Genomic DNA, 13628 nt, shown 5'->3' on the forward strand with positions numbered 1-13628 from the left:
GTGCTATTGGCGCAGTTTGCTTTTAATGCATCTAAACAAAAATGGTTAAAACATGAAATTGAGCATGTACTCCACATCGCAAAACAAGGTGATTACGATCATTTAGTAAAAACCTTACGTCAATTTAGTAAATAGCATAAAAAAGCCACTTCATATGAAGTGGCTTTTAAACTTACTTTTTAAAAGGAAATGCGTATTTAACAATACGTTTTATCACACTGCCATATTGTTTTACCAAGCTGGCATTATTGTAATTTAAACCATATTTTTCACATACTGCTTGTACTTTTGGTGCCATTTTACGGTAGCGACGTGCAGGAACATCAGGATACAAATGGTGTTCAATTTGGTGACTTAAATGTCCAGTCAAAATATGGAACGCTTCTGATCCAGTTAAATTTGATGATCCACGAATTTGACGCATATACCAGTGACCACGACTTTCATTTTCCAGTACTTTTTTCGGGAAAACTTCGACATCCTTAGTAAAGTGCCCACAGAAAATGACACTAAAAGTCCAAATATTACGGATGCCATTTGCTACCATATTCCCCGCAAATACAGGCAGTGCAGCAGGACCTGCAATCAGTGGGAAAAATACATAGTCTTTAAACAGTTGCTTACCAATCTTACGTTGCATCGGTTTCCATTCAGCTAAAGTTTGCGCTTTACTCTTACGACCTTTGAAATATTTACCCAACTCCAAATTTTGAATCGCAACTCCCCATTGGAACAATAAGCAAAATGGAATGCTGTAAAGGGGTTGTAATAAAAAGCCAGGTTTCCAACGCTGTTCGGGGAATAAGCGAAGCAGTCCATAACCAATATCATCATCCATTCCTTTAATATTGGTATAGGTATGATGCTTATAATTATGGGTTTGACGCCAATTATCTGATGTGCCTACGATATCCCATTCATAGTTTGGACCATTAAATTTAGGGTCATTCATCCAGTCATATTGACCATGCATTACGTTATGGCCCAACTCCATGTTTTCCATAATTTTGGAAAAACCAAGTAGCCCCGTACCTAGAACCCATGCTGGCGGAAACCACCCAGCAAATAAACAGGCGCGGCCTGCAATTGATGAGTAACGCACTGCTGCATACACACGACGAATATATTGCGCATCTTTTTCACCAATATCATCGAGCACTTCTTGTTTAATGGCATCAAGCTCACGTGCAAGCTCGTCCAACTCAAATGAAGTCAACTCACGATTCTTTGGATTTTTAAAGTATTCAACTTTTACTGGCATATTCATTGTATTTATTCCCCTTATAAATCAACAATAAGATCAGTTTGTGCTGTATTCACACAGATTTTAAGAAAATTTCCAGGCTCAGAGTTTTGCGTACCATTAACCAAACTTTGAGTTGAACCTTCTACTTTATTACATGCACATTTATTACAAATTCCCATACGGCAACCATGTTGCGGTTTGACATTTTGCTGTTCTAAACTGGCAAGAATAGATTGTCCTTTTGGAATACTTAAAATCTTCTTCGACTTGGTTAATGTGATATTGACAAAACCGACTTCATCATTTGTAAACTGGCTCATGCTAAATGCTTCGGTTTTTAGGATTTTCGCTTCACCGAAAAGTGCATCAACCGTAGCAACAAAACCAGAAGGACCACATGCATAAACCGTGGCCTGATCAATCTGAGTCAATCCAGTTAAGTGATCCGCATTTAAGCGCTGATCTGCATCTGGTTCTTGGGTGTAGAAAATACTGAACTGAAAACTTGGATATTGTGTAGCCAATTGTTCAAAATAAGTCTTGAATGCTGCATCTTCATGCTGTTTCACCCAATACATCAAATGTACAGGCTGTGTTTTAAGTTGAGTAGTATGATCCAAACGTTTAAGTAAGCTCAACATGGGTGTAATACCACTACCAGCAGCCAACAGGATCAATTCAGGATCATTTACAGTCAACTTCATGTCACCATAAGGCTGGCCAAACTCTAAAATATCGCCAATTTGAGTCTGTTCACACAGCCAATGACTCACTTTACCTTGATCCACTTTTTTCACGCTAAGCAACACATGCTGAGCATCTAGTTGAGTCAAACTGTAAGTTCGTTCGTAACGAATGCCCTGTACATCAACATAAACGGGATGATGCTGTCCCGCTTGGCCCATTTGAAAATGACGGTTAATTTGGATCGTCAAACTCACCATGTCATGTGCTGCTTCTTCTTTTTTCACCACTTTGCCTAATGCTTGGTGGATTGACCATAGTGGGTTAATTTTCTGGAGCCAAAAGTTTGCTGTATGTCTATCTACAACACTCTCAGCGAATTCAGTTAAAGGAGATTTTGTTCTTTCAAGGATATGCATAGTAAACGACCACGCCATAGATTTTGAATTATTATACACATGTATATATATTTGTATATATATTCCAATTGTTTCGTTTCGTTTCACAATGCCGACCAGTGGGGCTATAATAAAAGTCTTGATTTAATTGCTTGATAAATATGACACCGACCACCATTCAAACTCATACAACCAACACCGAGCATGAAGCTTCAAAACCCCATGCACCAGTGCTTGCACGTAGTGTCGGTCGAAAAGCAACAATCACAAAAGACGAACTATTCCAAGCTGCTTTAAATTTAATTGGTCCTGAAAAAAGTATTGCATCTCTAAGTTTGCGTGAAGTTGCACGTGAAGCAGGCATTGCACCGAACAGTTTCTATCGTCACTTTAAGGACACGGACGAACTTGCAATTGAGTTAATTGAGCGTGCAGGTGTTGTACTACGTCAGATTTTGCATGAAGCACGCATTAAGGCGATTCGCCAAGAAAGTATTATTCGTAGTTCTGTTGAAGTATTTATTGAACAGCTAGATGCTGACGATGGCAATTTGAGTCTGTTATTACGTGAAGGTTATACAGGTTCCACTTCGTACAAAAGTGCAGTAGAGCGACAGTTAAACTATTTCCAGCAAGAACTTAAAGACGACTTAATTCGTTTAGAACGCTTAAACAACAGTAAACTCTTCCACCCTGAATTAGTCGCAATGGCAATCACCCAATTGGTATTCAATATGGGCGCCAAAGTGATTGATATGCCAAGTGTAGAGCGCAAGCAAATGGCTGAACAAACCATGATCATGATCCGCATGATTTTAGAAGGTTCACGTCATCTTGACGAAGCCATGATTCGTTGATGGCTTAACGCGAACATTCTTTACTCAGGGTTTAGTTAACTTGGCCTTGTTTTTCAATCAATTGCTGTACAAAATCTGCAGTCTGTTCAGGTTTCTCAAGTGGAAACATGTGGCTACCTTCTAGCACACTATAGTTGATGCCATAGGTTTTTTTCATCCCTTGTGGCAAACCCTGCTTATAAAAATGACTATTTTTTGCAGTAATAAGATGTATTGGCATGTTAGGTGCTTTGCGTGGGGTACGCCACCACCATGCAGGGACTGTTCTAAAAATTTTGGCTTCAGTCTGTTTAGGAACAGCAAGTGTCACGCCACTTCGTATTGGATCAACTTTCAAACCGCACTCAATAAAATCAGCAAAACACTGTTCATCAAAGTCCTTAAAAATACGATTAGGTCTTAGTGTTTGACTGGCTTGTTCAAGGCTTTCCCAATGATCTCGACGCTTAACGGTGACTGCCGCTGGGGTCAATTTATCAACCGACTTTGAACCCAGTTTTTGCAAAACTTCAAATAAAAATGCTTTAGGCCCAATCACAAATGGTGGGTCCATGATAATCACTTGCGAAAACAGCTGTGGTTTTTTATAGGCCGCCATCAAAGTGAGTAAGGAACCAAAAGAATGCCCTAAACCAATCACTTGTTGCTGGGGGAACTGCTGTTCTATATCTAAAATGACTTGATCCACCAACGCTTCCCAACGATATTCCACAGGATAGTGCGGATCTAGACCAATCATCGGAATGGCTTTAACATTAAAATCGTTGCTTAAAAAACGGAATAACTTTTGATAACTAGCAGATGGAATACCATTTGCATGGGTAAAGTGTAAGGCAGGTTTGCTCATATCTCTTTAAATCTATTTTTTCATACCGTGTTTACCATAGTCATTTTTGAAAATGAACGGAATGGCAAGACATGAAACATACGTCCCAACATTTGAGCATTTATGCCAGTTTCATGACTAGCAATAGAAGCATTCTAAATGACATCACTTGGCTGAAACTGTTAAATTCTGATTACCTAGAAAAGTAGCGCCACAGTTAGTTTTGTCTCCTGCAATCACCACAGCACGCCCCAAGACTGTTGTGCTCTGGTCTGTTGCAATCGCAGAAACCACCATTCGGCACTTCGGACAAAAGTGTTTCATTCCATTTAAGTGCACAGCGATACCATTAATTACGAAACTGTTTTCGCACTCAATGACTACACCACCATGTGTTGTTTTTGAACCCATTGTGATTAAAGCTTTAGGCATAATTTATTATTCGATAAGTTAGAGTTTTAATGTTGAAAATTCTAGCATAAGCAAGCGCTTAAAATTTCAATAGATTACTTTTCAAATACAACGTAGACATCCCTTTTTGAAGTTCATTAAAAAAGCACCCGAAGGTGCTTTTCATACAGCAATTGCGATTATGGTTTAACCACAACCATCACTTGAATGGCTTCTGGTGTGACCGATAGACCATCGAGTAAACCAAGACCTTCTTTTTGCAATTTTTGTAGACGCAAAATTTCATCTTCACGAATACTCGGATTAAACTGCTTTAAATAAGTCAGACGGTCAATTTCGTATTGCCACTTACTACCGTAGACTTCTTTCGCTTGTTGCACAAAATTCGGTAAAGCCGAACGTGCAAGCTCTAATGCTTGCACATAACGCTGTTCAATCACCTCACGGCGTGCTTTCACGACTTGACGACAGCTATTGCCATCCAAATGATGCAAATACGGTTTTAAAATTTCAGGCGCAATTTTCTGCGACAGGTCTTGACCTTTTTCACTCAGCAAGACACGAACCAATTGTTGCGGTAAGCTTGAAGGTAAATTCAATGCTTTCGGTGCCACCACATCGACCTTAAACCAAACTTCTAACAGCACCGAACCTTGCGGTAAAGCAGCTGACTTCAACACTGCAACGTTAGTACTACCAAAACCTTGAGTGTTGATCATTTCCATCACACTTTCAGTAAATGGATGCTCAAGGGTTAAATACTGAGCATCTTCACGTACCTGAGCCTGATCACGATAGAAAGTCGCTGTCATACCTTCTTCGTCCAAGGTTAAACCTTGAACTTGCATTTGATCGGTTGGTTTAATGATCACAGTACCATTGCTTTGCTCGTCAAAATCAATATTTGTCGACGCCATAAAGCGCTTCATAAACATTGGCAAAGTGGTATTGTCATCATATTCTTCAAGCGCTTGCACGATTTCTTGCGCCACAATTGGACGGCATGAGTTGTATTCAAGCAAACGGTCACGACCTGATTGTAACTCAGCCTCTAATGCTTCGCGTTGTACGCTGACCGCTTCGAGTAAGTCATCAAACTGCTGACCTTTATCTGCCAGCAAGCAATCTTTCAATTCAACAATAAAGTTTTCTTGTAAAGTTTGCGCAGTTGGAGAGATATTACTGAAAATATTTAATGCTTCGTTATACCAACGGAACATGCGTTCTTGCGCTGTGCCAATTAGATATGGCACATGAATTTGAATCCGGTTTTCTTGACCAATACGATCCAAACGACCAATACGTTGTTCAAGTACATCTGGGTTTGCAGGCAAATCAAATAAAATCAGATCTGATGCAAACTGGAAGTTACGACCTTCAGAACCAATTTCAGAGCACAGTAAAATTTGTGCACCATAAGACTCTTCGGCAAAGTAAGCCGAGGCTTGGTCACGCTCAAGTAAACTCATGCCTTCATGGAACATCGCGGTACGAATACCTGCATGTAAGCGGAGTACATTTTCAAGTGCTTCAACCACTGGACCACTACGTGCAATCAGCAACACTTTTTTGTGTTTTAAGTCTGTACGTAGTTTTTCCATGAGCCACATGACACGTGGGTCAGCTTCCATCCAAGCACCGTCAAGTTGTGCTTCTTCTGGCCACATTTGTTCACGTAATTTACCGTCTTTAGACCAGTTTTCTGGGGCAGGCAAAGGTGCAGGCTGACAGTCACGACCTGGGAAGCCTTGAATAGCTTCACGGGTGTTGCGGAACAAAATACGCCCTGTACCATGACGGTCTAAAAGCTCATGAATGGCACGGAAGCGTTGTTCAGGTGCATCTTCAATGCGGTGCCCCAACAAACCTTCAAGCGCTGTCAAATGCCCTTCTTCAAGTGGCATATCTGACATGAGCACTTCAGCAATTTTTGCAGTTTGCTGATACTGGGTTTCTTCATCCAAGAACCGATCTAAAGAGCTAAAACGCTGTGGGTCAAGTAAACGTAAACGCGCAAAATGGCTTTCTACACCTAGCTGTTCTGGGGTTGCAGTTAACAGCAAAACACCCGGTGTTTTTTCTGCTAACTCTTCGATCAAGTCATAACGGTCATTGCCACCGTCTTCCTCATTCCACATCAAGTGATGTGCCTCATCGACCACCAACAGATCAAAACCAGCTTCTAGGGCTTGTTCACGTAAGTCATCATGGTCAATCATTAAATCAATTGAGGCAATGATGCATTGTTCTGTTAAAAATGGATTGAGATCAGGGTCATGCTCTTTGATTGAAGCCGTACGGGTTAAATCAAATAACGAGAAGTTCAAATTGAAACGGCGGCGCATTTCAATCATCCACTGATATTGCAGTGAATCGGGTACCAAAATTAGGATGCGTTCTGAACGGCCCGTTTTAAGCTGTTGATGGATGATCAACCCAGCTTCAATGGTTTTCCCTAAGCCGACTTCATCGGCTAAAAGAACACGGGGAGCAAAACGCTGACCCACTTCGTGTGCAATATATAACTGGTGTGGAATCAGGCCGACACGTGAACCAACCATGCCACGTAAAGGACTCGACTTCATATTGGCTTGCATCAACATCGCTTCAATACGTAAGTCGTACCATTCTTTATAGTCAATTTGACTTGCCAATAAGCGATCAAGCGGTTTAGACAACTGAATTTGAGCGCCAATGCGAGTTTCATTCAGCGATTTACGCTCTTCTGTGCCATCTTCTAAACGACGTACAACGTTATAACGCACAACGCCGTGACGGTCTTCTTGAGACTCAACGATCCACTTCGTCCCTTCTTGATCTTGCAGCTCATCGTTCACGTTGAAGATGATACGGGATAAAGGTGCATTATTTCGTGCATAAACACGCGTTTCATCACTTTTAGGGAATAAGATGCTGACAGATCGCTCATCTACATCAATAAGAACTCCTAGACCTAGTTCCGTTTCAGTATCTGATAACCAACGTTGACCAATAGCAAACTGCTGCAATTTTTCCACCTTTATCTACAAGTATAGGACTGCAAATTTAATGCTCAAACACTGTTTGATATTTGAGCAAAATTATACACCTTTAAGCAATATATTTTGACATAAAGCTCACTAAAAAAGTGAGCAAATTTGATGATTCCAATGACTTAAAACGGTACTGGACAAATAAATTCGACACGTTCATCCGTTTGAGGATGGTGAAAGCTCAGACGCTCTGCATGTAAACACAATCTTGGCATGATTACTTGCTGCTCAGGAGAAGCATAAAGCGTATCTCCAACGATAGGATGACCTAAAAACTGCATGTGTACACGAAGTTGATGTGAGCGTCCTGTAATTGGGGTGAGTGCTACACGGGTCACGGACTGGCCCTGTATTTCAAAATGCTCTAAGGCCTTCCACTCCGTCACAGCAGGCTTGTTATGGCTGGGCTCTGCAATATGTAACGGTGGACGTGCAGGATCATAAATAACAGGTACATCAACAATACCCTGCCCCTCTAAATAACCAGCCACAATCGCTTGATAGGTTTTATCGGTTTGACGTTCTTGAAACTGACGAGAAATGGATTTTTGTCCCCAACGACTGAGAGCAAAAACCAAGATACCAGAAGTATCACGGTCAAGACGGTGGATCAGTAGGGTTTTTGGTTCAAGTCTGACTAAACGATTGATCATGCAATCTTGTAAGTCTTCTGTCTTCCCCGGAACGGTGAGTATACCTGCAGGCTTATGGATGACCATGAAGTCTTCATCTCGATGAATCAGGTGTTCGGTTAGAAAATTACTCAAGGTTCCATTCCAAGCTGATCGCGAAAACAAGCGGGCAATAATAAAAAGCTTAAGCTAGAAATACAATGCAAAAATCGTTTTTTTTGATGCTTAGGCAACATTGAATGCGTTATTTAACGACAAACACATGAACTTCCTCGTATCACATAAAATATGTATCACCCATATTTCCGCTATGACAAACGATTTTTAAATAACCATGCAGCCAAAGGCAAGGTGATCACCGCCAAAATCAGCATCGGCAAAAAGTCCCATTTCACCTGACTAAAGCCTGCACCTTCTAAATATACCCGTTGTACCAAGTCAATACCGAAACGAAGCGGATTGGCATAAGTCAGCCAATTCAACACATTTGGCATATTTTGAACTGGCGTTAATAGACCTGATAAAAGCGTCAAAGGCATAATCAGAAAAAAAGTATACAGCATGGCTTGTTGCATATTCAGCGCAATCGCCGAAATAGACAACCCAACACCAACGACTGCAATATTAAAAGCAAACAATCCAAAATAAATCAGCAACAATGAGCCATTCATCGGGATCTGAAACCAAAACAGGATGATCGCTAAAATAATCGAAGATTGAATCACACCAATCAGTATGGGTGGAATTGCCTTACCAATCATAATCTGCGTCGGTGTGTAAGGCGTCACCAAGAGCTGATCGAACGTTCCCTGCTCCCGCTCCCGCGCCACAGATAAAGCGGAAAGTAAAAGCGTCTGCATCATACTTAATGTTGCAATCAAAGATGGCATCATGCCCCATCTGGACTCTAAATTTGGGTTATACCATGTGCGTGACTGAACGGTAACTGCAGACGTTGAACCCAACCGCTCTTGATTGACCTGAGTCACTATACTGCTGATATAAGAGCCCGCCATGCCTGCCGTAGACGAGTTCCTACCATCCAAGACCACTTGAATTGACGAAGATTCATTATTATTGAGCTTATCCTCAAAATCTGCGGGAATCGTAATCACTGCAAGTGCTGAACGGTCATTAATGACCTGTTGAATCTGGGCGGTATTCTGCAAATCTGCTGTGCGTTTAAATACACCCGAACCATCCAAATGCGATAGTATTTGCTGCGAAGCCTGACTATGACTTTGGTCCAGCACAGCATAATCTACATGATTGACATCATAACTGGCAGCATAACCAAAGAGCAGAGCTTGCAGAAATATAGGAATAATCAATGTTATCCGATTGGCAGGATCAACCAAAATAGTCAAAAATTCTTTTTTGGTTAGCACCACAAGATAATAAAACCAGCGCTGAAATGTCGCCATGAATTGTTGCATGATGTTCTTACCTCAGACGCTTTTTCAATGTACGCGCTGTAATCACAGTGAGCACGACAATATAAATCAACAAAATGCCACATTCTTTGAGCCATAAAGACCAGTCATCTCCACCTAAAAATAAGGTTTTGACCAATGTCATATAATGTGTTGCAGGCAATACATTGCTAATAATCTGCACCACTAAAGGCAGATTTCGTGTATCAAACACAAAACCTGACAGCATCATGGCAGGCATGAAACTCGCTAAAAGTGCCATTTGACTGGCTTGGAACTGACTTTGAGATACCCCTGAAATCATTAACCCTAGTAATAAAGACACCATTAAATATAAAAATGATGCACTGATCACCGATAAAAGTGATGCGCGAATAGGAACTTCAAATAAGTAATGTGCCGCCAACAGACAGACCACAATATCGACCATACCAATCACGATATAAGGGGCTAACTTGGATAAAACAATTTCCAAAGGGCGAATGGGCGTTACAAACATTGCTTCTAAAGTGCCACGTTCTCGCTCACGTGCAATCAGTAACCCCGTTAAAAATGCACCGACCAAAGTCAAAATCAACACAATCAAACCAGGCACTAAAAACCAGGTACTATTGCCCGACTCATTGAACCACATACGCTGATCTACACTGATTACACCTGTAGTTGAACTGCTGTTGGTACGGTCAGCTTGTATTGAACTCACCGTATTTAAGGCACTGGCTATATAGCCCTGTAGTGAAGACGCTATACTGGTGGAACGACCATTATTGATAATCTGCACCGTAGCCGAACCATTGGCATATTGCGCTGCAAAATCACTGGGCACATTGAGAATGGCATCAATATCATCATTCCCCATTGCCGCTTGCGCTTGTGCAAAACTTGGATAATGGATCACCGTGATATATTTCGAGCCGTTTAAACCACTGAGGACTTGGCTGCTTTGTGGTGTCGGATTTTGATCGACCACACCGACACGACCATTGGTCAAGTCAAAAGACAGGCCGTATCCAAAAAGCAATATCAAAATAATGGGTAAAATAAAACCGATCGCCATGCTACTTTTATCACGCAATAACTGCTTCGTCTCCTTGCGTGTCAGTGCAATGAGCCTTGTCCAAAATGCTGAGCGATGACTCATACAGCTCTCCTCATTTGATCTCGTCTCATACGCTCGCCTCTTTTACTTGCTGACTCGCACGAGATTGCTCCACAATGGCAATAAAAGCACTGTTCATATCATTGACACCTTCGCCATGCACCATACTTCGAATGTCTTTGGGTGTACCAAGTGCCAACATTTTCCCTGCATCCTGAATCGCGATACGATCGCAATATTCTGCTTCTTCCATAAAATGTGTGGTGATAATAATAGTAATGCCTTGATTGGCGAGCTCACCAATGGTGTACCAGAACGCACGTCGCGCCAATGGGTCGATACCACTAGTCGGTTCATCTAAAAACACAATTTCAGGCTGATGTAACAGTGCTGCTGCCATCGACAAACGCTGTTTAAAGCCATTTGGTAAATCACCACTTTTAGCATGTGGCTTGAGTTCAAACTGATGTAATGCCTGATCAATTTGTTGCTTTAGATGTTTGCCTGATAATCCATACGCACCGCCAAAAAACTTTAAGTTATCCAAAACACTTAAGTTGCCATATAGGGCGAATTTCTGAGATACATAACCAATTTTGGCTCTCGCTTGTGCACGTGCTGTACGCAGATTCATCCCTGCTACTTCGAGTACACCACTACTGGCAGGAAGCAGACCACACAGCATACGAAACGTCGTGGTTTTGCCTGCACCATTTGGCCCGAGCAATCCGAAAATTTCCCCGCGTGATACATCAAACGAGGTACTGGCCACGGCGGTAAAATCACCAAATGTACGCACAAGATCCTGAACCACAATGACAGGTGCTTCTGCGTTACTATCTAAATCTGCGTTGCTGTCTAAACGCACTTTCGTATTCGGGACTTTTTCAGCATTGATCGGCTTGGTCTGAACGATATTCGCATTAATGCTCTGCTCATTGCTTTGGGCATAGCTTTGATCTGTGTTTAATCCTGTTATCGCCAGATCGTTATTCTCAGCCACACCTGAGTCTACGGCGTTTTTTTCTACATGCTTTGCTTCATGCAAAAGCAACATAAATGCATCTTCAAGTTCTGCTGCTCTCGCTTCTGCAACAACACCTTGTGGCAGTTGATCAGGCGGAAGAATCGGATGTTTAGTTCGGGTAATAAAACGTACCACATCGCCTTTAGGCACTGCATCTGCAATGTATTTGTGATTATCCAATAGATGTGCTTGTAACACCCTCGCCTTCATCCCTTGACTCGGTTTCACTTGCCATGTTTGACCTTTGGCATAGTCTGTCAGTGCTTCAGGTGAACCCTGTTTGAGGACTTGCCCCTCCAACATGACATACACATCATGACAACGTTCCGCTTCATCCATATACGCTGTGCTGATGATGACACTCAAGTTCTCATCTTTCACTAACTGTTCAATGATGATCCACAAATCACGGCGTGATAGCGGGTCAACCCCAACACTGGGTTCATCGAGCAGTAATAACTCTGGTGAACGAACTAAAGTACAAGCCAAGCCCAACTTTTGCTTCATCCCTCCAGATAACTTCCCCGCAGGTCGCTCTGAAAATCGTGCTAAATCGGTAATTTTAAGCAAGCGATCAAAGCGTTCTTTACGTACATCCGCAGGTACACCATGTAGGTCGGCATATAAATCTAAATTTTCTTGAATGCTTAAATCTTCATATAAACCAAATTTCTGAGGCATATAGCTGATACGATCTTGTACAGACTGAGGGTCTTTGGCCACATCAATCCCAAGAACTTCCAAGCTTCCAGCAGTAGGCTCATACAAACCTGCAATCAATCTCAGCAATGTGGTTTTCCCCGCGCCATCAGGCCCAACCAAAGCAGCCAATTGTCCTGCCTTGATTTGCATATTCAGTCCTTGCAGCGCGTACACATCTTCAGCGCCTTTTTGCTCAGCTTTGAAAACTTGCTTTAAATCCTGAGCGATCATCACGCAATCTGAAGACATCGACTTACTCGCTTGTTTTTGCTTTGGAAGATTTATCAATATTGACCGTCACAGGTTGTCCCATTTTCAACTGATCATTCGGATCATTGACATAAATACGAACTTCATAGACCAACGTGGTACGAATGTCTTCGGTCTGAACGGTTTTCGGGGTAAATTCAGCAACAGAGGAGATATAACCAATTTTTCCAATGATCGGCTGATCTGGTTGTGAATCACGCAGAATGGTGGCCGTTGACCCCATTTTGATTTGTCCAAGCTCTGTCTCACTGGCATAGACGCGTACCCATTTTGGATCAGTTAAAGCAATGGTATAAACCGATTTGCTAGATGTCGTCATATCGCCCACCTCTTGTAAGCGTGCCCGTACAACACCATCCACAGGTGAGCGTAATTCACTTTGTGCAATTTGATATTTGATCAAATCCAAACTCGCTTTAGTCGAGTCATATTGTGCTTTTGCCGCTTCGCGATCTTCTTTGCGTACCCCTTTTAACAGCAACTGCAAATTGGCTTCACTTTCACGCAAAGCTGCTTCGGCTGTTTTCATAGTGCTTTTAGCTGCATCAACTTCTTGCTTACTCACCGCTTGGCCTAACGAACTATTGTTTAACACCGCTAGACGTTGGTATTGTTTATCGGCATTTTCGAGTTGTGCTTTAGCTGATCCAACTTGTGCCTTTGCTTGGGCAATCTCTTCAGGTCGATTGCCCGCGGCTTGCTCATTTAAAGTTTGCTGTTGAACCTGCAATTGCGCATCCGCTTGTTGGGCTTGGATACTTAAAGATTCTGTATTTAAATGCGCTAGCACTTGGCCTTTTTTGACACGATCACCTTCCTGAACAGTCATATTTTTAATACGCCCTGCGGTTTCAAAAGCAAGAGAGACTTGTCGAATATCAACATTGCCATACAACACGATGTGCTGCGCATCGTCCTTATCTCGATTCAACCACCAATATGCGACTGCCGATCCAAGCAAGACCAATCCAATCAGCACCGCGACGTGACTCTTTTTCATGCACACCAGAC

General features: G+C 42.0%; 11 protein-coding genes. 1 reads left to right on the forward strand and 10 read right to left on the reverse strand.

The annotated features are described in order from the left end of the window. Positions 1 to 172: 172 nt before the first annotated feature. Together GBI16_RS10870 and GBI16_RS10875 are read right to left on the reverse strand one after the other, a co-directional pair. A complete protein-coding gene (locus tag GBI16_RS10870; protein WP_086209358.1) occupies positions 173 to 1267 on the reverse strand; it encodes an acyl-CoA desaturase in 1095 nt (364 codons plus the stop codon). Between the two features lie 14 nt (positions 1268 to 1281). After that, complete coding sequence (locus tag GBI16_RS10875) at positions 1282 to 2349, reverse strand: ferredoxin reductase (RefSeq protein WP_086209359.1); 1068 nt, start codon at positions 2347 to 2349, stop codon at positions 1282 to 1284. A 140-nt stretch (positions 2350 to 2489) separates the two neighbouring features. Between GBI16_RS10875 and fabR the strand changes: the two genes are divergently transcribed. Then, positions 2490 to 3185, forward strand: coding sequence for an HTH-type transcriptional repressor FabR (gene fabR, locus GBI16_RS10880; protein WP_086209360.1), 696 nt, complete (start codon positions 2490 to 2492; stop codon positions 3183 to 3185). 31 nt (positions 3186 to 3216) lie between these two features. Here the strand turns inward: fabR and GBI16_RS10885 are convergent, their stop codons facing one another. The 8 genes from GBI16_RS10885 to GBI16_RS10920 form a co-directional block, all read right to left on the reverse strand. Beyond that, positions 3217 to 4032 carry an alpha/beta fold hydrolase gene (locus GBI16_RS10885; protein WP_086209361.1) on the reverse strand — a complete coding sequence of 272 codons (816 nt, stop codon included), beginning with the start codon at positions 4030 to 4032 and terminating at the stop codon, positions 3217 to 3219. Between the two features lie 144 nt (positions 4033 to 4176). Then, positions 4177 to 4443 (reverse strand): PAAR domain-containing protein, encoded by a 267-nt coding sequence (locus GBI16_RS10890; RefSeq protein WP_086209362.1) that lies wholly within the window; start codon positions 4441 to 4443, stop codon positions 4177 to 4179. 158 nt (positions 4444 to 4601) lie between these two features. Continuing rightward, positions 4602 to 7439, reverse strand: coding sequence for an RNA polymerase-associated protein RapA (rapA, locus tag GBI16_RS10895; protein ID WP_086209363.1), 2838 nt, complete (start codon positions 7437 to 7439; stop codon positions 4602 to 4604). Positions 7440 to 7576: 137 nt separating this feature from the next. After that, entirely contained in the window at positions 7577 to 8263 is a 687-nt protein-coding gene (locus GBI16_RS10900) for an RluA family pseudouridine synthase (protein ID WP_228157006.1), read from the reverse strand. Between the two features lie 131 nt (positions 8264 to 8394). Continuing rightward, entirely contained in the window at positions 8395 to 9510 is a 1116-nt protein-coding gene (locus GBI16_RS10905) for an ABC transporter permease (protein WP_086209595.1), read from the reverse strand. Between the two features lie 19 nt (positions 9511 to 9529). Next, positions 9530 to 10660 carry an ABC transporter permease gene (locus GBI16_RS10910; RefSeq protein WP_086209365.1) on the reverse strand — a complete coding sequence of 377 codons (1131 nt, stop codon included), beginning with the start codon at positions 10658 to 10660 and terminating at the stop codon, positions 9530 to 9532. A 25-nt stretch (positions 10661 to 10685) separates the two neighbouring features. Continuing rightward, positions 10686 to 12596: an ATP-binding cassette domain-containing protein gene (locus tag GBI16_RS10915; protein WP_151707071.1), complete on the reverse strand. Its 1911-nt coding sequence runs from the start codon at positions 12594 to 12596 to the stop codon at positions 10686 to 10688. A gap of 4 nt (positions 12597 to 12600) precedes the next feature. Beyond that, entirely contained in the window at positions 12601 to 13617 is a 1017-nt protein-coding gene (locus GBI16_RS10920; RefSeq protein WP_151707072.1) for an HlyD family efflux transporter periplasmic adaptor subunit, read from the reverse strand. Positions 13618 to 13628: the final 11 nt, after the last annotated feature.

This window comes from Acinetobacter sp. TUM15064, from assembly GCF_008980265.1.
Taxonomy (GTDB): Bacteria; Pseudomonadota; Gammaproteobacteria; order Pseudomonadales; family Moraxellaceae; genus Acinetobacter.

Bases quoted from the DNA above. Each gene is read 5' to 3' on its own strand.
- GBI16_RS10890 (WP_086209362.1), bottom strand. From the start codon at position 4,443: ATGCCTAAAGCTTTAATCACAATGGGTTCAAAAACAACACATGGTGGT.
- fabR (WP_086209360.1), top strand. From the start codon at position 2,490: ATGACACCGACCACCATTCAAACTCATACAACCAACACCGAGCATGAA.
- GBI16_RS10905 (WP_086209595.1), bottom strand. From the start codon at position 9,510: ATGGCGACATTTCAGCGCTGGTTTTATTATCTTGTGGTGCTAACCAAA.
- GBI16_RS10870 (WP_086209358.1), bottom strand. From the start codon at position 1,267: ATGAATATGCCAGTAAAAGTTGAATACTTTAAAAATCCAAAGAATCGT.
- GBI16_RS10885 (WP_086209361.1), bottom strand. From the start codon at position 4,032: ATGAGCAAACCTGCCTTACACTTTACCCATGCAAATGGTATTCCATCT.
- GBI16_RS10920 (WP_151707072.1), bottom strand. From the start codon at position 13,617: ATGAAAAAGAGTCACGTCGCGGTGCTGATTGGATTGGTCTTGCTTGGA.
- GBI16_RS10915 (WP_151707071.1), bottom strand. From the start codon at position 12,596: ATGTCTTCAGATTGCGTGATGATCGCTCAGGATTTAAAGCAAGTTTTC.
- GBI16_RS10875 (WP_086209359.1), bottom strand. From the start codon at position 2,349: ATGCATATCCTTGAAAGAACAAAATCTCCTTTAACTGAATTCGCTGAG.
- GBI16_RS10910 (WP_086209365.1), bottom strand. From the start codon at position 10,660: ATGAGTCATCGCTCAGCATTTTGGACAAGGCTCATTGCACTGACACGC.